Source organism: Parapedobacter sp., from assembly GCF_035556095.1.
Classification (GTDB): Bacteria; Bacteroidota; Bacteroidia; order Sphingobacteriales; family Sphingobacteriaceae; genus Parapedobacter.
Genome location: NZ_DATMFT010000023.1, coordinates 51,490 through 74,492 on the forward strand (window position 1 = coordinate 51,490; position 23,003 = coordinate 74,492).

General features: G+C 49.7%; 17 protein-coding genes. 8 read left to right on the forward strand and 9 right to left on the reverse strand.

All coding sequences use genetic code 11. From position 1 onward, the window contains the following. On the forward strand, positions 1-1,164 hold the full coding sequence (locus VNQ80_RS15010) for an SGNH/GDSL hydrolase family protein (RefSeq protein ID WP_325640077.1): 1,164 nt from the start codon (positions 1-3) through the stop codon (positions 1,162-1,164). 67 nt (positions 1,165-1,231) lie between these two features. On the opposite strand, the gene VNQ80_RS15015 is transcribed toward VNQ80_RS15010, so the two are convergent. After that, positions 1,232-3,499: a family 20 glycosylhydrolase gene (locus VNQ80_RS15015; RefSeq protein ID WP_325640079.1), complete on the reverse strand. Its 2,268-nt coding sequence runs from the start codon at positions 3,497-3,499 to the stop codon at positions 1,232-1,234. Positions 3,500-3,593: 94 nt separating this feature from the next. Between VNQ80_RS15015 and VNQ80_RS15020 the strand changes: the two genes are divergently transcribed. The 7 genes from VNQ80_RS15020 (at position 3,594) to VNQ80_RS15050 (ending at position 16,532) form a co-directional block, all read left to right on the forward strand. After that, a complete protein-coding gene (locus tag VNQ80_RS15020) occupies positions 3,594-6,485 on the forward strand; it encodes a helix-turn-helix and ligand-binding sensor domain-containing protein (RefSeq protein ID WP_325640081.1) in 2,892 nt (963 codons plus the stop codon). A gap of 248 nt (positions 6,486-6,733) precedes the next feature. Next, positions 6,734-9,856: a TonB-dependent receptor gene (locus tag VNQ80_RS15025; RefSeq protein WP_325640082.1), complete on the forward strand. Its 3,123-nt coding sequence runs from the start codon at positions 6,734-6,736 to the stop codon at positions 9,854-9,856. A gap of 18 nt (positions 9,857-9,874) precedes the next feature. Beyond that, positions 9,875-11,413 (forward strand): RagB/SusD family nutrient uptake outer membrane protein, encoded by a 1,539-nt coding sequence (locus tag VNQ80_RS15030; RefSeq protein ID WP_325640084.1) that lies wholly within the window; start codon positions 9,875-9,877, stop codon positions 11,411-11,413. A 37-nt stretch (positions 11,414-11,450) separates the two neighbouring features. Next, positions 11,451-12,377 (forward strand): hypothetical protein, encoded by a 927-nt coding sequence (locus VNQ80_RS15035; protein ID WP_325640086.1) that lies wholly within the window; start codon positions 11,451-11,453, stop codon positions 12,375-12,377. 65 nt (positions 12,378-12,442) lie between these two features. Continuing rightward, on the forward strand, positions 12,443-13,300 hold the full coding sequence (locus VNQ80_RS15040; RefSeq protein WP_325640088.1) for a glycoside hydrolase family 16 protein: 858 nt from the start codon (positions 12,443-12,445) through the stop codon (positions 13,298-13,300). Between the two features lie 63 nt (positions 13,301-13,363). Next, entirely contained in the window at positions 13,364-14,770 is a 1,407-nt protein-coding gene (locus VNQ80_RS15045; RefSeq protein ID WP_325640090.1) for a glycoside hydrolase family 30 protein, read from the forward strand. Positions 14,771-14,783: 13 nt separating this feature from the next. Further along, complete coding sequence (locus VNQ80_RS15050; protein ID WP_325640092.1) at positions 14,784-16,532, forward strand: cellulase family glycosylhydrolase; 1,749 nt, start codon at positions 14,784-14,786, stop codon at positions 16,530-16,532. Between the two features lie 14 nt (positions 16,533-16,546). On the opposite strand, the gene VNQ80_RS15055 is transcribed toward VNQ80_RS15050, so the two are convergent. The 8 genes from VNQ80_RS15055 to VNQ80_RS15090 form a co-directional block, all read right to left on the reverse strand. Further along, the gene (locus tag VNQ80_RS15055; protein ID WP_325640094.1) at positions 16,547-16,870 is read right to left on the reverse strand and encodes a heavy metal-binding domain-containing protein; all 324 of its coding nucleotides are present in this window, start codon (positions 16,868-16,870) and stop codon (positions 16,547-16,549) included. A 57-nt stretch (positions 16,871-16,927) separates the two neighbouring features. Then, on the reverse strand, positions 16,928-17,362 hold the full coding sequence (locus VNQ80_RS15060; RefSeq protein WP_325640096.1) for a PepSY-like domain-containing protein: 435 nt from the start codon (positions 17,360-17,362) through the stop codon (positions 16,928-16,930). A gap of 90 nt (positions 17,363-17,452) precedes the next feature. After that, complete coding sequence (locus tag VNQ80_RS15065; protein WP_325640098.1) at positions 17,453-18,517, reverse strand: M20 family metallo-hydrolase; 1,065 nt, start codon at positions 18,515-18,517, stop codon at positions 17,453-17,455. Next, positions 18,510-19,313, reverse strand: coding sequence for a pyrroline-5-carboxylate reductase (proC, locus tag VNQ80_RS15070; protein WP_325640100.1), 804 nt, complete (start codon positions 19,311-19,313; stop codon positions 18,510-18,512). The genes VNQ80_RS15065 and proC overlap by 8 nt, the downstream gene beginning before the upstream one ends. Positions 19,314-19,389: 76 nt before the next feature. Continuing rightward, on the reverse strand, positions 19,390-20,184 hold the full coding sequence (gene argB / locus VNQ80_RS15075) for an acetylglutamate kinase (RefSeq protein ID WP_325640102.1): 795 nt from the start codon (positions 20,182-20,184) through the stop codon (positions 19,390-19,392). A 1-nt stretch (position 20,185) separates the two neighbouring features. Continuing rightward, a complete protein-coding gene (locus VNQ80_RS15080) occupies positions 20,186-20,785 on the reverse strand; it encodes a GNAT family protein (RefSeq protein WP_325640103.1) in 600 nt (199 codons plus the stop codon). Between the two features lie 8 nt (positions 20,786-20,793). Next, the gene (locus VNQ80_RS15085; RefSeq protein WP_325640105.1) at positions 20,794-21,756 is read right to left on the reverse strand and encodes an acetylornithine carbamoyltransferase; all 963 of its coding nucleotides are present in this window, start codon (positions 21,754-21,756) and stop codon (positions 20,794-20,796) included. Positions 21,757-21,830: 74 nt separating this feature from the next. Beyond that, a complete protein-coding gene (locus VNQ80_RS15090) occupies positions 21,831-22,967 on the reverse strand; it encodes an aspartate aminotransferase family protein (RefSeq protein WP_325640107.1) in 1,137 nt (378 codons plus the stop codon). Positions 22,968-23,003: the final 36 nt, after the last annotated feature.

Genomic DNA, 23,003 nt, shown 5'->3' on the forward strand with positions numbered 1-23,003 from the left:
ATGTTGTCACAGAAACTTATTGTAGGTGGTGTATTGGCCACCGCGCTTAGTGCTTCGATTCATCGGGTAACGGCCCAAACCATTGACATTGATACATTGGATAGGCATTGGCCGGCATATATTGATCTTGACCAATATATGCAACCGTTTTTGACTGCCGACACCATCTACAATGAGTTAGTGATGCCACTAAAAGACGGACATGCTGCACCGAGCGGGGGTCTATTGTTTCCCGTACGGTCGGTCCTATCTGTCCGTGACACGTACCTGGGCATCGTATATGAAGAAGGGAAAGACTGGATATGGGAGGGCCAGCGAATTGTGTTGACAGACTCGTCAAACATCCCGTATTTAGATAACCATGACCTGGTTTACAGTGAGGTAAAAGAGGGAATTTCGCAACCGGGTTTTACTCCCGGAACCTATGTGTTATTCAGCGAAGGGGAACTTATACGTTCCAAGCAATTGGCGGTGACCTACGTCCCTGATCGTCGGGGAGGCGAAGCGGCCAAGCGCCTGCCGCCTGCCACAGACCGGCTACCCCATACTACTGGCAAACTCGGAGCCGGCGACAAGTTACACGTGGTTTTCTGGGGAAACAGCATCGAAACCGGCGCGAACAGCAGCGGCTTCCAGCATGTACCCCCGTTTATGCCCAACTGGGCGGAGCTATTTGTTCGCCAGCTTCGCAGGCATTTTGATGCACCAGTATCGTATAAAAATCTCGCTGTAGGCGGTAAAATGGCTGCATGGGGACTTGAAAACATCAACCAAGTGATCGCCGAACAACCAGATTTGTTGGTCATCGGTTTCGGCATGAACGACGGTTCGGCCGGCGTGCCGATCGATGATTTCACCAAACAGATCCAAGCAATTATAGACGCCGTGCGCCACCAGCAACCAACCTGCGAATTCATCGTTATCACCCCCATGTTGGCCAATCCGAAAGCTATCCAGAATAAGCTACAGGAAGCTTATCGGCCGGCCTTGTTAGCATTAGCGCATACAGGTGTGGCGATAGCCGATATGACGTACTGGCATAAATGGTTGCTCGTTCACAAATCTTATCAAGATATGACCGGCAACAACATCAACCATACCAACGACTACTTGTCCCGCTGGTATGCACAGGTGCTCACGGCATTGTTTATTGAAAACAATTAACATTGCGCCACGGTTGACTGCCGTCTCCAATTGGCCGGGTTGAAGGTGTTGACGTCACAAAATAAATTCAATACACAACCACTTCATCCGTCATCAACATGGCATTCTTTGCGTTCGTAGCCACCACCCGGACATACCGGGCCGTTTGCACCGTACCGAAGTTGAAGGTATAGGTCTCCGTTTTACGGACATTGCCGATTGCGGAGATCTCCGTTAAAATGGTCCCTGCCTCTCTGAAATTTTTGCCGTTGTCGGAAAGCAGTACAGTCACGTCGCTTGGAAAATAGGCATTGGCAGATGGGTCTTGCAAGAAATCAATTGCTACCGACTTGATCGCCTCTCGACGTTGAAAGTCGATGGTAACATCAACGTTGTTAACAAAACCCTGCCACTGCCCATCAGCGGCGAGCCCTCCCCCTTTTTGGCCATTCAGCAAAGTGCTATCCCGTTGCGCCGGATAGGATGCATCCCACGGAGTTTGATACGTGATACTTTTGCCAATCGCTTTATGGATGTCCGCCTTGGCTGTAGCAATTGGGCCCACACGTGCCGAATCGACGAAATATGCAGCCTTAATGGTGGCAGGTACCGCCAATTCGATGGGCTTGGTATACAGTGCTGATCCCGCATCCGGATCTTGCCCATCGGTCGTGTAACGGATCCCAGAGGTATATTGTTCCGTGGATAACGATATGGTGTTGGTCAGTGTATCGGGATTGAATTTCACGTCAATACCCACGCAATACGAGGGACGATAATAGTTTACGTTCCACCGTTGTAACAGCTGATAGTGCTGCTGCAGGCGCATATTGAAATCTTCCCACTCGCGGTGTGCCGGGTCCGACCATACGACCTCGGCCAATGCGAGTACACGGGGAAAGGCCATGTATTCGACCTGTTCGGTGGTAGGCATGTACGCTGTCCATATGGTTCCCTGTGCGCCTAATATGTGTTTGGCTTTATCGGCAGCAAGTCCGGCAGGCATTGGGTCGTAGGCATATACGGCAGTCAACGGTATATACCCTCCTGCAGCCTCCGGTTGGGTACTCGGATCACTTTGGTAGTGATCAAAATAGAGATGCGAATTGGGCGTCATGATCACATCATGTCCTGCAGTCGCCGCATTCAAACCGCGATCAGCACCACGCCAGCTCATTACAGTAGCGCCCGCTGGTGGCCCTCCGTCTAAGATTTCGTCCCAGCCGATGAGCTTCCTTCCGTGTACCCGCAAAAAGCTATCAATACGCGCCACGGCATAGTTTTGCAGTGCGTCTACACTATCAAGCCCCGCTTGCTCCATACGTGCTTGGCACTTTGCACACGTCTTCCAAGCTGTTTTATCAACTTCATTGCCGCCGATGTGAATGTACTCGGAAGGAAAAATAGCCATCACCTCTGTCAAGACATCTTCGAGAAAAGTAAAGGTGGCTTCATTACCGACGCAGAAAGTACTATGTCGGTAGGGTTCACCTGTACAGGAAAGCTCGGGATACACGGCTAATACTTCTTCAGAATGACCGGGCATCTCGATTTCAGGAATGATGGTAATACCTTTTCGGGCGGCGTAGGCAACCAATTGTCGTGCCTCTGCTTGCGTGTAGTAACCCCCACTCGCATTAGATTTTCCCATTTCAAGGTAACGCCGCCCATTATGCCACCAGTCTTTCCACACCGGATGGGTGCGCCAAGCGGCCCGTCGGGTGAGTTTGGGATACTTGTTGATTTCCAACCGCCAACCTGCCCCATCCGTGAGGTGCCAATGGAACGTGTTGAACTTATACAGCGCCATCAGGTCGATGAACTTCTGCAAAAACGGAAGCGGATAAAAGTGCCGGGAAACATCGAGATGGAGCCCCCGGTAACCGAACCGCGGCTTATCTTCAATCACCATAGCCGGTAGCCGCCGTCCATCGGGTTGGGTGTATGCCAGCTGAAGTACCGTTAATATACCGTTGAGCATTGCCGATGGCTGATGTGCCGTGATGATAATACCCGATGTATCAACCACCAAACGATAGGCGTCGTTGGCCAACCGGTCTGCATCTCGTGCTTGGACAAGGCGCACTCCTGTTTCAGGGATACGCTTGCGCGATTTGATGCGTTCGGCCGCCATAAAATTAACATTGGGGTGGTCGTACAATAACCCGGCTACTTCCATAAACGGATCGAATGCAGCCAGCGGCGTAGCTGAAGGGAACACATATTCCCCCTCGTGCATTTCTAGCAGAACGGGTTCCGGGATAAGGGACACTTGGCTTTGGGCATAGGCAGGCACCACCAATAGCAGCGGTAAAGCAAGCAATCCCAACAATAATGGGGATACTCTTTGAGCCATGCGAATCTGTTTGTTGTTACGTATCTGACACAAACTTACTCAAAACACCCAAATTATCCAATTATCGTTACCTTTGTATTTCTGACGATAACCCATGAAAAGAGCCGTACTCATTTGTTGTATTATTGCCGCGTCTTTCCATGGGTTTGCTCAACACCGCGTAGCCATTCCCCAAATCATCAATTATAACAACAATCAGTACAAGGGTGGCCTGCAGAATTGGGATATCGCTCAGGACTCACAAGGCATCATGTACTTCGGCAATAACGAAGGACTGCTCACCTTCAATGGCAGGTATTGGAATATTTTCCCGCTGCCAAATGCAACGGTCGTCCGTTCGGTGGCCATCGACAAAAACAACCGGATATTTGTAGGCGGGCAGGATGAGCTGGGTTACTTTGAAGCGGATACGATGGGGCGGCTCCGATACCATTCCATGGTTAACCTTATCCCCGAAGCAGAACACAAGTTTGCCGACGTGTGGAACATTGCCGTAAGGGGGAATGAAGTGTTCTTTAGAACCAATAACAAAATTTTCCATTACAAGGACGGACGTATAACCGTGGATGAGGCCGCTACCGAGTGGCAATTCCTCGGTATGGCCGAAGGGGCTTTGTATGCACAGGCGATGCATCAGGGCATCATGCGTTATGATGGGGAGTTTTGGAAGCCGCTGACCAATCATCCCGACTTGGAAACAACGGTAATAACGGGCATCATGCCCTACAGTCAAGACACACTATTGGTAACCACGCTAAAAAACGGGCTTTACTACCTTACCCACAATACACTCATCCGTAAAAAAACATCACTAGACGACCTATTTACAGCAGATCGTATTTATTGCGGATTACCGGTCAACGCAGACTGGTTTGTCTTTGGCACCACATCTGCCGGTGTGCTGATTATGGATCGCAAGAATACGCTCGTGCAACAATACGTCTATGGCGAGGGGCTCCAGAAAAACAATGTACGTAAGGTATTCATCGATCGCAACCAAAATCTCTGGTTGGCCCTCGATGATGGTATCGATTTCATTGCGGTCAATAGTGCAGTGAAATACATCCACCCCAACAAAACCAATCCAACGAGCAGCTATGCCATCCGACTGTTTAACAACAGGTTGTATATAGGTACTTCCAATGGACTATACGCATCGCCCATTGATGCCGCCCAATCAGATATCAGCCTTTCCAATGCGAATTTCACCGAAGTGCACCATACAGATGGACAGGTGTGGGGGCTCAATGAAATAAACAACCGGTTGCTGATGGGACATGAAGACGGTGCGTTTGAAATCGCAGGCGGAGTAGCACGCGACATTTACAGTGTACCGGGCACATGGTTATTCCAACCAGTGTCTCGGGTCTTCCCTACCTCCCTCGCCATCGCGGGCACTTACCTGGGCCTTCAGCTTCTTACGTTCAGTGGCGAGCAAGGTTTCGTGAATGCCGGGCGTGTAGATGGGCCATATGAATCGCTGCGCTTTGTCCATTATGACGAAAGCCAACACGCAATCTGGGCTTCACACCCTTATCGGGGTATTTTCAAACTACAACTAGCCGAAGATTATACCGCAGTAAATGACTCGAAAACGTATACGGAGGCAGACGGGCTGCCTTCCACATTGTATAATTACCTTTTCCTCATCAAAAATAAAATCACCGTAGCCACAAACGATGGTATCTATGAATACGACGCGGCTACGGACAGCTTTATTCCCTCGCCGCTGTTTTATGAACGATTCAAGGGTATCGAGCTGCAATATCTGAAAGAAGACAGCAATGGCGATGTATGGTTTGTAAACCATAAAAAACTGGGGGTAGCCGACTTCAGCGAGCCGAACGGAGACACACCGTTTACCATTACTTATTTTCCGGAACTGAACGGCAAGGTACTTGGTGGCTACGAAACCATTTACACACTGAACGAGGAAAACATTTTTATCGGCGCCAACAAAGGGGCTATCCATCTCAATTACAAGCGATATAAGACGGCAATCAACCAACCCGACATATTGCTCAGCCGGATAACAGTAATCGATGGCAAAAAGCAAGAACAAACCCTCTTTGGTGGGCACCAAACAAACGATATCGCCTCTCCCACGGTAAACTATCAGTCCAACTCTTTCCACTTCTCATTTTCTACCACGTTATACGACCAGCAAGACAATGTAGAGTTCAGCTATATGCTGGACGGATTCGATAACGGGTGGTCTACATGGAACAACCGCAGCGAAAAGGAATATACCAACCTGCCTCCCGGCCGCTATATTTTTAAAGTGAAATCGAGAAATACCAAAGGGAACGAATCAACCGTGAGCAACTATCCGTTCTCCATAACGCCACCTTGGTATGCCAATGCGGTAAGTTATACCATCTATGCCACATTAATTTGCCTACTGATTTTCCTGTTGTTCAAGTGGCAGAAACGGAAGCTGCAACAGAAACATGAGCGCGAATTATACCTCAACCAGTTGGAGCTGGACCGGCGCGAAAAAGAAGTTGTGCGGTTGAAAAATGAAAAACTGGAAACCGAGATAGACTTTAAGAACAAAGAACTGGCAAACGTGACCATGCATTTGGTTCAGCGCGGCGAGGTGCTTGCAAAAATCAAAGAAACCATTCTATCCGTTGTCAAAAAACACGACTTCAGCGACAGGTCCATCAACTTCAGGCAGCTCATCCGCCTCATCCGTAACGCAGAGCGTACCGATGAAGACTGGGAGCAATTCAGCGTGCATTTTAATCATGTTAACGAAGGCTTTTTTACCAACCTTAAAGAACAATATCCCGATCTTACACCCAACGAACTTAAATTGTGTGCTTTCCTTCGGATGAACCTTTCGTCGAAAGAAATTGCCCAATTGATGAACATTACAATCAAAGCGGTGGAAGTCGGCCGGTACCGGTTGCGCAAGAAACTTAAGCTCGACCCCGAGCAGAACCTCTATGAATTTTTGTTACATAGCGCGACCAAAACCTGACGTTTTCGACCGAACGATTTGGGCATTTCATAATCAATTAACAATCAAACCAGTATAAGTTCAATGTAGGTGCATTGTAGGGCTAAAACAACCTGTTTTGGGATTTTTCACTTTCGTTGTAGGGGTATTGTAGGCAGGGGTTACGGGCAAAAAGCTGGCTCCATAATCTAATTTTGTTTCACGGTCTTGCCATCAAAATAGGCGGAGCGCTTTGAACCAGTTTTTTAACCCTTAATAATTCAGTTATTATGAAAGAAAGAGTTTTACATGCATTGATGGTGCTATGTATGTGTTTCTCCCCATTCGCGCTGGCCGCCCAAACCCTTCAGGTGACAGGTAAGGTGATAACGGCAACAGACAGTCGGCCCTTGGCAGGTGTAACCGTGACGGTACGGGGCACAACCACTGCGACCAGCACCGACGATTCGGGCAACTATTCGATCACCGTACCGGAAGCAGGGGCAACCTTGGTGTTCACGCAACTGGGTATGATTACACAGCAAGTAGTTGTAAAAACCGGCGGCATCATCGATGTGTCGTTGGAGGAAGATTTGAGTACATTGGAAGAGGTAGTGGTTATCGGATACGGCACGCAGAAGAAAAGTGTTGTCACCGGGGCAATCACGAGCGTCCGTGCTTCTGACATTGAAAACCAGGTGGTGGGCCGGTTGGAAACGGCGCTGCAGGGCCGCACATCGGGCGTTACCATTACGACAAATTCGGGTGCCCCAGGATCGGGTTCCACCATCAGCGTACGCGGCGTAACCACGCTGAACAACAATACGCCGCTCTATGTGGTAGATGGCGTAGTGGTCGATGCTGGTGGTATCGATTACCTAAATGCTTCGGATATCGAATCGGTTGAAGTATTGAAAGATGCCGCTTCGGCAGCCATATACGGTACCCGAGCAGCAGCTGGGGTCATTTTGGTAACGACGAAGAGGGGCCGTGCAGGAGAAATGGCCATAAATTACAACGGCTATTACGGTACACAAGGCCCTGCAAAAAAGCTCAATCTACTCAATGCGACCGAATACGCGACTCTCCAGAACGAGATTTCGTTAAACGACGGCGGCAACATCATCTTTCCAAACCCCGCTTCGCTGGGCGACGGATCAAATTGGCAAAACACCATTTTTGATGATAACGCGCCCATCCAGAACCATGAGCTGAGCGTCAGTGGGGGAAATGAAAAGTCGACGTTTTACACTTCTTTTGGCTATTTCGGGCAGGATGGTGTGGTCACTCCAGAAATTTCTAACTATAACCGGTATAATGTCCGCGTCAATTCGGACCACAAGGTAAAAAATTGGTTGCGGTTTGGCGAAAACCTGGGCTATTCATTTATTAAAAGCCAAGGGTCATTGAACCCCAACACCGAGTTTGGCGGTCCGCTGAGTTCAGCAATCAATTTGTCGCCGCTTAGTCCCATCATCGTGACCGACCCTGACATGTTGAATCAAGTACCCTATAGCAACCAGTCAGTGGTACGTGATGCCAACGGCAATCCGTACGGTGTCCCGCTAAACGCGCAAGAAATGACCAATCCGCTTGCTTACGTAGATACCCGGCTCGGTAATTACGGTTGGTCTCACAATATCGTAGGTAACGTATTTGCCGAAGTGGAGCCTATTGAGGGCCTACGTATACGTTCAACGGTGGGTGCCAAGCTCGCCTGGTGGGGGAACGAGAGTTTTGATGGTATCTACTACCTAAGTGCAACCCAGAACAGGTCAACCACCGCCTTCAACAGAGGGCGTGAACAGGGTTTCAATTGGAATCTGGAAAACACCGTATCTTACACCCGCAGCATCGACAATCACAACCTCACGGTGCTGCTGGGCCAAGGTGCATATTTTGAAAACCTGACCAGCGGCGTCTTTATCACCTACAATAACATTCCGGCCAATAACTTCGACGAAGCTACCTTTAACCTATCGGTACCGGTCACAGACCGATTATCTAGTGCCTATGATGGCATCACGCACAACGTTTCATCGTTGTTCGGTCGGGTCGTTTATGATTACAAAGAGAAATACCTGTTCACAGGTATCATCCGCCGCGATGGATCCTCACGTTTCGGCGCTGACAGGAAATACGGCGTGTTCCCTTCTGCATCGGTGGGCTGGGTGCTAACCAATGAAGAGTTTTGGACACCCAACAACATCCTAAACAACCTCAAAATCAGAGCCTCCTATGGCGTGGTTGGGAACGACAATATCGACAACTTCCTCTTTATACCCACCATTGGCATGGGCGACGGACGCAACTACATCTTCGGCGTCGACAATATGCATATCGGAGCTAGCCCCAATGCCCCTGCAAACCCGCTTCTGGCATGGGAGGAAACCAGCCAGCTAAACGCCGGCGTGGACGCCTCGTTGTTCAACGATTGGAGCCTTTCGTTCGACTGGTACGAGAAAAAAACGTCTGGTATTCTTAGGGAGGTAGATATACCGGGATATGTAGGTGTGGGCAGGCCCACAGCCAACTTGGCCAATCTGCAATCTACCGGTGTAGAATTCGAGCTGGGCTATCGGAAAACGGTTGATGATTTTAATATCAATGCCAATGGCAACATTTCGTATACAACCAATAAGGTGACATACCTGGGCGAAAACGTTGATTTTATCGAAGACGGTGCCGGTGGCATACAGAATTTCGTACATGGATTGCAGCGGACAGTACCGGGGCAGGCATATAATTCATTCTACGGCTATAAAATCTTAGGCGTGTTCCAAAACCAGGCGGCAGTCGATGCCTATACCGGTCCGGAAGGAAACCGCATACAGCCAAACGCGATACCTGGTGATTTCCAGTGGGCGGATTTAGACGGAAATGGGACAATCAATGCCGACGACCGGACATTTCTCGGGAACCCCATGCCAACGGTTACCTACGGACTAACGTTGAACGTGGCCTACCGGGACTTTGACTTGTTGGTATTTGGCCAAGGTGCCACGGGTAATAAGATATTCCAGGGACTACGGCGCCTCGACGTGGCCAGCGCAAACTGGCACAGTAAATATTTGAATCGATGGGTGGGCGAAGGCAGCACCAACGACAAGCCACGCGCTACACTGGCAGACCCTAACCAAAATTACGCCAAGCCTTCGCCATTCTTTCTGGAAGATGGCGCATACCTTCGGATCAAGACACTGCAACTGGGATACACCCTGCCAACTACACTGACCGGCAAAATAGGTGTCCGGAAAATAAGGGCCTATGTGAGCAGCAATAACCTGTTCACATTTACCAAATATACCGGATATGACCCCGAAGTGGGGGGTAGTCCCGACGTCTGGGGGATCGATACAGGTGTATACCCACAAGCGCGTTCTTTCCTATTTGGCCTCAATTTCTCTTTATAAACCTTGAACATTGATATCATGAAAAAGATCTTTCAGCTATATCTTACCGTGGGCAGCATCGCATTGCTTCTGCTGAACGCATGCTCCAAAGAATTCCTCAACCCAGACCCGAAAGGGACATTGATGGAAGACACCTATTACAGCAATCCGAACGAAGCTTTTGCTGGTTTAGTTTCGGTTTATGACCCCGTTGGTTGGCAAACCGCGGTAACTTACTTTAACTTCGGCGCACTCAACGCAGCATCAGATGACCACGTGGCCGGTGGTGGGGGGCCCAATGACATGGAAACCTGGCAACGTTGGAGCAATTATACGCTCAATGAATCCATTGGCCCACAACAGGATTATTGGAACCGGAACTTTACAGGCGTGTCACGCGCAAATGTATACATCAAAAAACTTGAAGAAGGTGTATCAGGGTTGAATGAAGCGCTGGCGAGTCGATATGTTGCCGAGGCCAAGTTCCTGCGCGCCTACTATTATTTCGATCTGGTTAGGTTGTTCCGGAATATCCCTTTCTACACAGAACCGCTGACCACCGACAACATGCGGGAACAAACGCAGGTTGCGCCGGAAGTAGTTTATGCGCAGATTGAACAGGACCTGAAAGATGCGATTACTATGCTGCCACCCACGGTGCCAGGGGCAACGGAGGGCGGACGAGCTACAAAAGGGGCCGCCCAAGCCTTGCTGGGGAAGGTGTATGTGTACCAGAAAAAATGGAATGAAGCCGCAGCTCAACTTTCCGAGGTGAACGGTACACCTGGCGGCACCAGCCAATATGGTTATCACTTGTTGGACGATTTTGGAGACGTATTCCGCCCGGATAATAAGTTTCATTCAGAATCGATCTTCGAGATTGTACACTCGGCTGTTGGCGCATTGGATTGGGGTGCATGGGGCCAGTTTTATGGTAATGTTGCTACCGTCATGTTTGGCCCTCGAGGATATGGAGGACCTTTTTATTATTCCGGTTGGAGCTTCTGCCCGATTACCCAAGACCTATATGATTTAATGCACAAAGACCCACGGTTTAAAGCGACCGTGGCTGATGTAGACAGTATCGAGCGGGCAATGCAAGTTGCTGCAAACGATCCCAATTTACAAATCTATGAACGTGGCTATATGAATACCGGCTGGTTTATCCAAAAATATGCACCACTCACCGAATTTGCCGCCACCAACGGTGTACGGGAACTGAATTACCCTCAGAATTACATCGAGATTCGGCTAGCCGACACTTATTTGATGGAGGCTGAAGCCTTGGTTGAAAGTGGGCAGGGTGGCGGTGCCGGCAGCCGTGCTTACCAACTGCTCAACGCTGTGCGCGGTCGAGTAGATCTAGGTCCCATAGAGGCCACACTGGATCATATTTTCCTCGAACGCCGAAAAGAGCTTGCCACGGAAGGTCATCGTTGGTATGACCTTGTACGCTCTGGACGGGCACCCGCCGTATTGGGTTCCCGCGGTTTTGTAGCGGGTAAGCATGAGGTGCTGCCGATTCCTTACAACGAGCTGCTGAATACCCAGTTGGAACAGCATGAAGCGTACAAATAGGATCATGAACAGTGGAAACAATTAATCTGAAATAGTCATGAAAAGAAAGATAACTGATCATTCTCTCCAAGTGATAGTGGGTGGTCTCTTAGTAGCCACCATTGCCCTGCATGGCTGCAGGGAAGAAAAATACAGCTTAGGAAGTATCCCGACCCCCGATTTTGAAGTACAGGCCGGCGAAGACGCCAATACGCTCGTATTCGTGAACAAGACCCCCGGCAATTCCATCGCTTACTGGGAAACCAGCACAGGGCAGAAATTCAAAGGGGATAACGTGTCTGCCCGCTTTACGTTTGAGGGCGAATATGATGTGACATTGACCGCCGTTACAGCAGGTGGCACCGCCACGACGACCAAACAGGTATCCATTGCCCAAAGCGACCCCACGGCCTGCAATCCTGACCGGGCGCTCGGCTTCATTGCTGGCTGTACGGAAAAAGTATGGGAGCTTAATCCCGGTGCGGGTGCGTATAAGGTGGGCCCTAACCCCGACGACGGCACATGGTGGCAAAATACAGCAGGTGATGTGACCAGCCGGGCCTGTGAATTTAATGACGAATACACGTTTGCATTTGATGCCGCCGGTACATTCAACTACGACAATAAAGGTGATTTTTATGCCGATGGTTACCTAGGCACTGGGTCTAGTGGCTGCGAACCGAACAATAACCTGCCTGCGGCACAGCAGAAATGGGCTTCAGGCACCTTCGCATTCAGCGTGGTTGAAACCGGTGGCGTACGCAACCTCGGTAAACTAACCGTAAGCGGCATAGGCGCACACATAGGTCTCCAAAAGGTACACAACGCCGGCGAAACCACGTCGGGACCTACCTGGAACGCCATTACCTACGACATTTTGGAAATGACCCAGAATGCCGGCGGCAATGGCTACGACATCTTGAAGGTCGGACTCGACATCGGTGGGGGAACATGGTGGACATTTACGCTTCGCTCCGCCATCTAAGTTCATTTTTTTTGGCAAGTCGATACAAAAAATCGACTTGCTTTGAATATTTTTAAAGACTTTACATGAACAATCGCATGACCAGTTTCTTATTAATCCCTCTGCTGCTCGTTGCCTGTGGGAAGGAATCGAGAAAACCAAATATTCCCGAACCACAGCGACCACCGCAGCAAAAGGAGTACACCTTTGCCACCACCCCCTCATGGGCCGACGAATTTGAGTACGAAGGATTGCCCGACGAGGATAAATGGAGCTATGACGTGGGCTCACAAAACAACGGTTGGGGCAACAACGAATTGCAATTCTATACCGAAAAGCGCAGCGAAAATGCGTACGTGGCCAATGGTATACTCACCATCAACGCCATCAAAGAAGAGCACGAGGGACTCGCCTATACATCAGCCCGATTGGTGAGCCGCGGCAAAGCGGACTTCCTATACGGCCGCTTCGAGGTACGTGCTAAGGTGCCCCAAGGTGTGGGCACATGGCCAGCGGTGTGGATGCTACCCACCGATTGGAAGTATGGAGGCTGGCCCGCATCTGGCGAAATCGACATTCTCGAGCATGTTGGTTACGACCAAGACGTGGTGCACATCAGCGTGCACACCGAAGCATATAACCATTCCATAGGCACCCAGAAAACCGGCACAAAGAAAATTCAAAATGCAACGACCGATTTCCATCGCTACCGCGTAGACTGGACACCTGCCTACATCCGGGGCTACGTAGATGATGTACAGATTTTCAGTTTCCAGAACGAAGGCAAAGGCTACAAGGTATGGCCGTTCGACCAGCAATTCCATTGGTTAATCAACCTGGCCGTGGGGGGCAATTGGGGTGGCCAACAAGGGGTCGATGAGGCCGCTTTTCCGGCCAGAATGGAAGTAGACTACGTCCGCGTTTATGCTTTAATCGAAAATTAAGGTTTTACAACGAATGACAACTGGTGCCGTGGCTGCTGCGGCACCATACACTATTAACTTGAGATGATAGTCCCTAAGATCCTGGCAAGACTCAACACGGCTTTTCTCACAATCCTAACGCTGCTTTCATGCAGCTCCCCTGGGGTTGAAAACTGGCTCACCAATACCCACGATGGTTCGGTATTGTTCGAAAAACAACCGGCTATCTCAGTGGATACGGGTAATGGAATTAGCACCCGTAGTATTCAAATCGACGGCGGCCACCGTTACCAATCCATCGATGGCTTTGGTTTCACACTCACGGGCGGCAGTGCATACCACCTCATGCGGATGTCGTCTGATGCGCGCACGTCATTGCTGCAAGAACTTTTCGGCACCGAAGGCACCAGTATTGGCGTGAGCTACCTCCGTGTGAGTATCGGGGCCTCTGACCTTAACGCATTCCCGTTCTCATACAACGACCTGCCCGAAGACCGAACGGATCCAGAGCTGACTCAATTTGACCTCGGCCCCGACCGCGACGATGTCATTCCTATATTGAAAGAAATCCTCGCCATCTATCCCGAATTGAAAATCATGGGATCCCCCTGGTCGCCACCTAAGTGGATGAAAACAACTAACGATACGCGGGGCGGTAGTCTCAAACCGGAGTATTACCCAACCTACGCCAACTATTTTGTACGGTATATTGAGCAAATGCGGGCTGAAGGTATCCGTATCGATGCCGTTACCGTACAGAATGAGCCCCTCCATCCCGGAAACAATCCCAGTCTGTTGATGCTCGCCGATGAAATGGGCGAATTTGTAAAAAACCACTTAGGGCCAGCATTCGAACAAGCGGGGATTGACACGAAAATTATCATCTATGACCATAACTGCGACCGGCCAGACTATCCCATAAGCATCTTGGATGATCCCGATGCAAAGCGATATGTCGCTGGTTCGGCGTTTCACCTATATGGCGGCACCATCGACGCGCTCTCTACTGTGCATGAAAAGCATCCTGACAGGGAGTTACATTTCACCGAGCAGTGGATGGGTGCTCCGGGCGACCTTTCCACCGATATGCCTTACCATACCAAACAGCTGACTATTGGTGCCACACGCAACTGGAGCCGAACGGTATTGGAATGGAACCTAGCCAATGGACCAGACCATAAACCACATACGGACCGTGGCGGCTGCGATCGGTGCCTCGGGGGCATTACCATCGATGGCGACGAAGTGATCCGTAACCCCGCATATTACGTAGTGGCCCACGCGGCGAAGTTTGTTCGCCCAGGCTCCTTACGCATTGCATCCAACGAAATCGACGGGCTACCCAATGTGGCATTCGTCACCCCGAAGGGTGATACTGTGCTGATTGTGTTGAACGATCGTAATGCAACACAGACATTCTATGTAAAAAACGGTGAACAACAATTCGAAGCGACCCTCCAACAGGGAGCGGTAGCAACCTATATTTTCTAAAACTGCTTATGCCATGCGAAAGACACTCTTCCTTATCTTATTTCTCTCCACCATCGTACTAGCTGCATGTGATTCGGGTTCCCGCACGAAAAACTTCCTCAGGGCACAGGGCCACCATATCGTAAATAGCCAAGGCGATACCATCATCCTGCGCGGCATGGGCCTTGGCGGATGGATGCTCCAGGAAGGGTATATGTTCCGGCTGGGTTTCATCGGGCAGCAATACCGTATCCGCGAACACATAGAAAATGTAATCGGTACCGAAGAAACGGAGCGATTTTATACGGCGTGGCTCGCCAACCATACCCGCAAAGCCGACATTGATTCCATGGCCGCATGGGGATTTAATTCTATCCGGTTGCCGATGCATTACAACCTTTACACCTTACCGGTGAAAGAGGAGCCCATAGCCGGAAAACATACCTGGCTGGATATCGGGTTTGCCATAACCGATAGCCTGCTAGCATGGTGCAAAGCCAATAACATGTACCTTATCCTCGACCTCCATGCCGCACCGGGCGGCCAAGGCAACGACCTCAATATCTCCGACCGGAATCCGGACGAACCTTCGTTTTGGGAAAGTGAGGAGAACCGGGCCAAAACCATCGCGCTTTGGCGCAAGCTGGCCGAACGCTATGCCGATGAAGAGTGGATAGGTGGTTATGATGTGCTTAACGAAACCAATTGGGGATTCGAAGATCCCACGGATTTCCGCGGAACCGCCGAACAGACCAACGCACCACTTCGCGAATTCCTGATGAACGTAACCCATGCCATCCGTGAGGTAGACACTAATCATATCATTTTCTTGGAGGGCAATGGCTTTGCAAACAATTACAACGGCATATTCCCCAAGTGGGATGACAACCTCGTACTTAGTTTCCACAAATACGGCAATCCCAACGTGCAGGAAGCAATACAGCGCTTCATCGACCTACGCAACGAACACAATATCCCTCTTTGGTTGGGTGAGTCGGGCGAAAACTCCAACACGTGGTTTACCGAAGCTATCGAGCTATGCGAAACCAACGGTATAGGCTGGGCATGGTGGCAAAACAAAAAGATGGGCATCAACCAGCCCCTAGAAATCAAACAGCCAGCCGGTTATGGAAAGCTATTGGACTACTGGGCTGGAAAGGGCGAAAAACCATCGCCCGAAGATGCACGCCAAACACTCAATGAATGGTTGGAAAACCTCAAACTAGAAAATAACATTTTCCACCGCGACGTGGTGGATGCGATGTTCCGACAAGTGTATGCAGATGACGGGGTACCCTATGGAGATAACCGGATAACGGCAGGAACCGTATTGCCTGCTGTCGATTTCGACATGGGCCGGCAACGGATTGCGTACTACGATACAGATACCGCTAGCTATCATTATACACCCGGCTTAAACACGCAGGGCAATCGCGGCCGCAGCTATCGCAACGACGGGGTGGATATCCACCCAGACTCGTCGGGCTACCATATTTTCCACATCGAAGACGGTGAGTGGCTACAATATACCGTAGCTATCCTGGACGAAGGGATTAGTAGTTTATCACTAAACGTAGCGAGCGAAGCAGCGGGCGGAAAAATCACTTTACATATCGACGGCCATGCATTGGCGTTACCCATTATGGTGCCAGCTACGGGAGGCGCCCAGCACTGGACGCACATCCCGGTAGAAATCCCTCAACTGAGCCGCGGGGAGCATGTACTGCGTGTGCAAGCCGATCGGGGAGGCTTCACCTTCAAATCGATTACGTTCGGGAGGTAAGCCCGAATGTACATCTATTGTTCAATAACTACGGCTGTGCCACTGGCGGTTACCATGAGCATGCTGCCTCCACTCCCTACCGTTTCGTAATCGAGATCCACTCCCACCACGGCATTTGCTCCCAATGAGGCCGCATGTTGTTGCATTTCGTAAACAGCTGTCTCCTTGGCTTCGCGCAACACCTTTTCGTATGAACCGGACCGGCCGCCCACAATGTCTCGTATACCGGCAAAAATGTCCCTGAAAAAATTGGCACCAATGATGGTTTCACCGCTGACCAGGCCAATGTATCTGATAATCTTCTTTCCTTCCACCTGTGGCGTTGTTGTAACAAGCATAGTCGTCCTTTTCTTATTTTGACGCAAGTGGAAGGAAAAAGTTACGGGGTCATCCCGTTAATCTATCCGCAGGAAATTACCGTTTTTGTCAAACTTAAGATCCATACCATTGGAGAGCGCAACTTCCTGTCCGCGGTCGTCCAACTCCCAGTCACGGATAAAATAATCGGGATAATTCGCCTGTACGTAAGCAAGTATTTTTTCAGGCACTACGCTGTCCGGCAGTTTGCTGGTTCCCTCCACCCCGAGGATTTTTCCATTTTTATCAAAATCCAAGTTGAACCCATCGCTAAGATAAACGTCATATGTAGTTTTCAAATCGTCACGTTCTTTTACTACCTGAAGGATCTCATGGTTTGGAAAGTGTTGCGTAATGAAAAGCTGAGCGCTCTTCGGGAGGCCATCTGCAGAGACAATGCTTTCCTTATCGCAGGCTGTGAACATTACCAAAGCGAAGGCTAAACTAAATACTGAATAGATTACTTTTTTCATGATTAACTATTTTTATTGTTCTTGATTTATACCAAGACAACATACAGATGGGTTACCCCTATTCGAACATGAAAAAATTTATTCGGTACCTCAATCGTTCACTACGCGTTCAAGTATATCAATATATAACCTAATACCCTCTCCGATTTCTTCGAGATGAATAAACTCGTCGGCCATATGGGAGCGCGCGGAGTCGCCCGGGCCAAGCTTAAGCGAAGGGATATCCAACAGTGCCTGGTCACTGGTAGTTGGAGAGCCGTAAGTGGTGCGTCCCAACGCCAGTCCAGCCCGTACTACCGGGTGATCTTTGGGTATCGATGATGGTTTGAGCCGCACCGATCGGGGCTTTACTTCACAACTTACGTGCTCGCGGATAATATCAAGCACCTCTTCATTACGGTAAGCGTCGGTGACCCGGATATCCACAACAAACTCGCATGTGGCAGGCACCACATTGTGTTGAGAGCCGGCGTGGATTACCGTGACACTCATTTTAATCGCACCAAACTCCTCAGACTCCTTGGGAAAACGATAACTGGTAAACCACTCGATGTCTTTTAGCGCTTTATAAATGGCGTTATCTCCCTCCTCGCGGGCTGCGTGGCCTGCTTTTCCGTGGGCGGTACAATCGAGCACCATCAGTCCTCGCTCGGCTACTGCCAGCTGCATCAACGTGGGCTCGCCTACGATGGCAAAATCCAGTGGCCCCAAATCCGGGATAACCAACTCCAAGCCGTTGGTACCGGAAATTTCTTCTTCTGCTGTAGCAGCAATACAAAAGTTGTAACAAAGCCCCTCTTGGGCGTAGAAATGTAGAAAGGTAGCAATTAAAGACACCAAGCAACCACCGGCATCATTGCTGCCAAGGCCGTACAATTTACCGTCGACCATATCCGGCGAAAAAGGATTACGTGTATATCCCGTATTGGGTTTCACGGTATCGTGATGGGAATTGAGTAGAATGGTAGGTTTTCCTTCATCAAAAAACTTGTTATACGCCCATACGTTATTCATCTTTCGAAACGTGCGTACGCCACGTTGCTGCAGAAAGCGCTCGATCGTATCCGCCGTTTGATTCTCCTCCTTGCTGAATGAGGGGATACGAATCAGATCGCGCAAGAGACCGGCACTATCTTGTACAAGCTTTTCAATCATTATAAAGTCCTCCGGCTTTGCTTGCGGACAGCTTGATTCCCTTGATAAAGGCCGAGCTGAATCCGTTATGTTCCATCTCATTCAATCCGGCGATTGTACAGCCTTTGGGTGATGTTACTTTGTCAATTTCTCCTTCGGGATGGCTTTGCGTTTGCAAGAGCAGGTCGGCAGCACCTTTGGCTGTCTGTACGGCCATCTTCAATGCATCGTGTGCATGGAATCCGATTTCTACCCCCCCCTGCGACGCTGCCCGGATACTGCGTAGAAAAAATGCGATACCACACGCACACAGTGCCGTCGCGGATGTCATGAGGTCCTCGTTTATCGTTACAACAGCACCTACCGTTTCAAATAATGTCGTTACCTTTTCCAACTGTTCGTCCGAGGCGTTATCCGAAGCGATACACGTCATCGATTGGCCGATAGCAATGGCCGTATTCGGCATCGCACGGATCACCTGCACATTGTTGCCTAGCTTTTCGCGTACATTTGCACAGGTAACGCCGGATACGACCGACACGACTAGCTGCTTCTCTGGTGAGATGGCAGGAGCAATCTCTTCGAGCACACCTTTAAGCTGCTGCGGCAACACCGCAAGCACGATAACGCTGGCACCATAGATTGCCACCTTGTTATTGTCACTCACGTTGAATCCCTTCGCTGCCTCTTCGCTCAGCAGTTTGAGGTTGCGTCTCGTCAAGGTGATATCTTCTGCCTGGCAATAGGCCTTTTTCACCAATCCTTTGGCCAATGATAGGCCGATGTTACCGCTTCCGATGATCGTTATTTTGCTCATTTTATTTAGTCGTAAGTAATAAGTCGTATGTCAAACCGTAAATTTAAAATCGTATTACTGAAAGTAGCTTTGATGATTACCTGACCATCCGTGTACCAAATCGTTGTTCATGCAGCAAGTGGAGGTCTTCTGCACGGCCAATACACACGTCGCGTACCCCTTTCGCGATGGCGTCAAAAGCATTATGCAGTTTAGGCACCATGCCATCCGCTACGATGCCAGCCGCTTGTAAGCCCTCAAATTCAGTCGCCTTTATTTCGGGTATCACCGAATCCTCATCATGCACATTCCGCAACACGCCACGTTTCTCAAAACAATAGACCAACGAGGTATCATATCGTGCCGACAGTGCAACGGCTAGGGCAGACGCAATGGTATCAGCGTTCGTATTGAGCAATTGTCCCCGCCCATCGTGTGTTATTGCGGAAAAAACAGGGACGAAACTACTTTCTATCAGTGCTGTTATGGCTTCGTCATCGACCGATGCCGGAAGGATGTCTCCCACAAACCCATAGTCTATTTCTTTGACCGGCCGCTTCACGGCTGTTATGCAATTGCCATCGGCGCCACTTAGGCCCAGTGCATTGCACTTCCGTGCCTGTAATCCGGCGACCACCTGTTTATTCGTCAATCCCGCATAAACCATAGTCACCACCCGTAGCATCGCTTCGTCGGTAATACGGCGTCCCGCCACAAGTGTAGCTTCGATGCCAAGATCAGCTGCCAACCGTGTCGCGACTTTTCCGCCACCATGTACCAGTACCTTTCGGCCGCGAAGGCTAACAAATCGATCCAGAAAGCGGCTTAGCCCTTCGGGGTCGTCGATAATATTACCGCCTATTTTAATTATCCATAATTTATCTATTGCCATATCAATATATCTTGTCGGTCAACGATGTTTTCACCGTATCGAACCATTCATGCTTCAAAATACTTAATATGATGCTGTCTCGACGGCTACCATCCGCACGTTTACCATTACTCCGCAGCACACCCTCTACATAGCAACCGATTGCCTTCATGGCGGCAACACTCCGGTCGTTCTCACTGTCAGCCCGAAACTCGACGCGTTGCATCTCCATGCGTTCAAATGCAAATTGCAGCAATAAATATTTACAATGCCTGTTTAGTCCAGTACGCTGAAACTGCTTTCCATACCAAGTATAGCCCAATTGCATCGTCTGCTCAAGCAATTTGATGTCGTAATAACGCGTACATCCGGCATACTGCCCTACCCGCTTATCGAATACGATAAATGGGTACTGCGTGCGGTTCTTTCTATCGGCTATCGCTCCATCCAAATAATTCGCCAATCCATCCCGGCCGGCGGCCGTTATCATGGAATAGGTCCACAATTCCGGCTCATTCAAAGCGAAAGGGAGCAAATTGATATAATCATCGCCGACCAGCGGTCGAAGTAGGACGACATTATCCTCCAAGGTATAATCCACGTCGAAATCAAATGCAGCCATGGTGCTGATCAATTGTCGTCAAGCATTCGCTTCAATACCGCTTGAGCCGCCCAAACACGGTTGCCGGCTTCACGAATCACCAAGGATTGCGGTCCGTCGAGCACCTCGCTGGCTAATTCGAGATCACGGCGCACAGGTAAACAATGCATGACATTGGCATGGTTAGTAATCGCCAATTTCCGATTGTCCAACATCCACTGTTCTTTCACGGGCAGAACCTGCCCATAGTCGTTGTACGAAGACCAATTTTTCACGTATACAAAATCTGCACCTACCAGGGCGTCATCCAATGTATTCGCTATTGTTGCCCCTTGTGTAAACGATTCAGCCAATGCGTATCCATCAGGATGGGCAATGGTAAAATCTACCATGCCTTCGGCTTGGGCTCGGCACATCCATTCGGAAAATGAGTTGGGAACCGCTTGGGGCAAAGCCTTTATATGAGGAGCCCACGCCATGACAACCTTAGGCTTCCGTGGTTCCAACCAATGCTCGCGTATGGTAATCAAATCGGCAAGACTCTGGAGGGGATGGCGTGTAGCACTTTCTAAACTAATCACGGGAACACCGCAATGGCTGGAAAATTTCCGGAATAAATCTTCGCTATAATCTTCCTCCCGGTCCTGAAGTTTCGGAAACGACCGTATACCCAACACATCGCAGTATTGCCCCATCACGGCTGCGGCCTCGCGGATATGCTCAACGGTAGCGCCATTCATGGCCACACCATCGCGTGTTTCCAACGCCCAACCATCCTTATCCATGTTCATCACCATGACATCCATCCCCAGTTGCATAGCAGCTTTCTGTGTACTCAAGCGCGTCCGTAAACTTGGATTAAGGAAAACCAGACCGAGTGTTCTTCGTTTGCCCAATTGTTCGTACGCAAACGGCGCCTGTTTCAAGCGCAATGCCTCATCCACGATATTCGACAGATTAGATACATCTGCCACCGAAAAAAATTGTTTCATCCGATAATTTTGCTCTTGATGGCCTCAGGGAACCAAACGTTCATCAGCCCAATCTAACATCTAAAATCGTCAACCTAAAATGCCTCCAGTCGCTCTTTCAGCGCCTCCAGAAAACGGTCGGCCTGCGGCTTCGTCACGTTCAGTGCCGGAAGCAACCGGATGACATTCGGCTTCGCTTCGCCCGTGAAGATACGGTTTTTGGCTAATAAATCTTTTTTGATGGTATCCATTTCAATAGGCAACTCAATGCCGATCATTAGTCCCCGCCCGCGTACCTCGACGATTTGGTCGAATTTATTGAGTTCATCGATGAGGTAGCTCCCTACCGCCGAGGCATTCTGCATCAGCTCCTCCTGTTGCATCACTTCCAATACGGCTAATGCAGCGGCGCAAGCCAAATGATTGCCACCGAATGTAGTACCTAACATACCGAACCACGGTTTAATAGCCGGTGAAATTGCAATACCACCAATGGGAAATCCGTTACCCATCCCCTTCGCCATGCTATAGATATCAGCGGAAATGCCCGCATAATCATGGGAATAAAAGGTACCGGTACGGCCGTAGCCACATTGTACCGAATCGGCTATAAATAGGGCGCCATACTTGGTTGTCAGTGTGCGGATTCGCTCCAGGAATCCCACCGATGCCGTGCGGATACCACCAACCCCCTGGATACCTTCAATGATAACCGACGAAATCTCATCCCCATATGCAGCAAACGCCGCATCCAGTGCCGCTACATCATTGAACGGCAGGAAGGTGACATGGTCGGTCTGATTGACGGGAGCTATAATTTTCGGATTATCCGTAGCGGATACAGCAAGTGACGTACGGCCGTGGAACGCACCTTTGAACGCAATTACCCGCTTGCGCCCGTTATAAAATGACGCCAACTTAAGGGCATTCTCGTTGGCTTCAGCCCCCGAATTGCATAGAAACAGTTGATAATCGATTTTACCCGACACCCGGCCCAACAGGTCGGCCAACTGCTGCTGCAGTGGAATCTCGACAGAATTCGAATAAAAACCAATCTGTTTCAATTGGTCCGTAATGCGTTTCACATAATGCTCGTGTGTATGGCCGATGGAAATGACCGCATGACCACCATACAGATCAAGGTATTCGTTTCCCTGGGCATCCCAAACAGTGGAGCCCTTTGCGCTTACAATGGAAACAGGCGTTATTGGATATACATCAAAAAGGTTCATTGTCTATCTTGTAAAGATGCAAACTTAATATTAATT

Excerpts from the sequence above, each read along its gene's own strand:
- VNQ80_RS15035 (WP_325640086.1), top strand. The coding sequence starts at position 11,451 with ATGAAAAGAAAGATAACTGATCATTCTCTCCAAGTGATAGTGGGTGGT.
- VNQ80_RS15030 (WP_325640084.1), top strand. The coding sequence starts at position 9,875 with ATGAAAAAGATCTTTCAGCTATATCTTACCGTGGGCAGCATCGCATTG.
- proC (WP_325640100.1), bottom strand. The coding sequence starts at position 19,313 with ATGAGCAAAATAACGATCATCGGAAGCGGTAACATCGGCCTATCATTG.
- VNQ80_RS15025 (WP_325640082.1), top strand. The coding sequence starts at position 6,734 with ATGAAAGAAAGAGTTTTACATGCATTGATGGTGCTATGTATGTGTTTC.
- VNQ80_RS15065 (WP_325640098.1), bottom strand. The coding sequence starts at position 18,517 with ATGATTGAAAAGCTTGTACAAGATAGTGCCGGTCTCTTGCGCGATCTG.
- VNQ80_RS15015 (WP_325640079.1), bottom strand. The coding sequence starts at position 3,499 with ATGGCTCAAAGAGTATCCCCATTATTGTTGGGATTGCTTGCTTTACCG.
- VNQ80_RS15040 (WP_325640088.1), top strand. The coding sequence starts at position 12,443 with ATGAACAATCGCATGACCAGTTTCTTATTAATCCCTCTGCTGCTCGTT.
- VNQ80_RS15080 (WP_325640103.1), bottom strand. The coding sequence starts at position 20,785 with ATGGCTGCATTTGATTTCGACGTGGATTATACCTTGGAGGATAATGTC.
- VNQ80_RS15050 (WP_325640092.1), top strand. The coding sequence starts at position 14,784 with ATGCGAAAGACACTCTTCCTTATCTTATTTCTCTCCACCATCGTACTA.
- VNQ80_RS15055 (WP_325640094.1), bottom strand. The coding sequence starts at position 16,870 with ATGCTTGTTACAACAACGCCACAGGTGGAAGGAAAGAAGATTATCAGA.
- argB (WP_325640102.1), bottom strand. The coding sequence starts at position 20,184 with ATGGCAATAGATAAATTATGGATAATTAAAATAGGCGGTAATATTATC.
- VNQ80_RS15060 (WP_325640096.1), bottom strand. The coding sequence starts at position 17,362 with ATGAAAAAAGTAATCTATTCAGTATTTAGTTTAGCCTTCGCTTTGGTA.
- VNQ80_RS15090 (WP_325640107.1), bottom strand. The coding sequence starts at position 22,967 with ATGAACCTTTTTGATGTATATCCAATAACGCCTGTTTCCATTGTAAGC.
- VNQ80_RS15045 (WP_325640090.1), top strand. The coding sequence starts at position 13,364 with ATGATAGTCCCTAAGATCCTGGCAAGACTCAACACGGCTTTTCTCACA.
- VNQ80_RS15085 (WP_325640105.1), bottom strand. The coding sequence starts at position 21,756 with ATGAAACAATTTTTTTCGGTGGCAGATGTATCTAATCTGTCGAATATC.
- VNQ80_RS15020 (WP_325640081.1), top strand. The coding sequence starts at position 3,594 with ATGAAAAGAGCCGTACTCATTTGTTGTATTATTGCCGCGTCTTTCCAT.
- VNQ80_RS15010 (WP_325640077.1), top strand. The coding sequence starts at position 1 with ATGTTGTCACAGAAACTTATTGTAGGTGGTGTATTGGCCACCGCGCTT.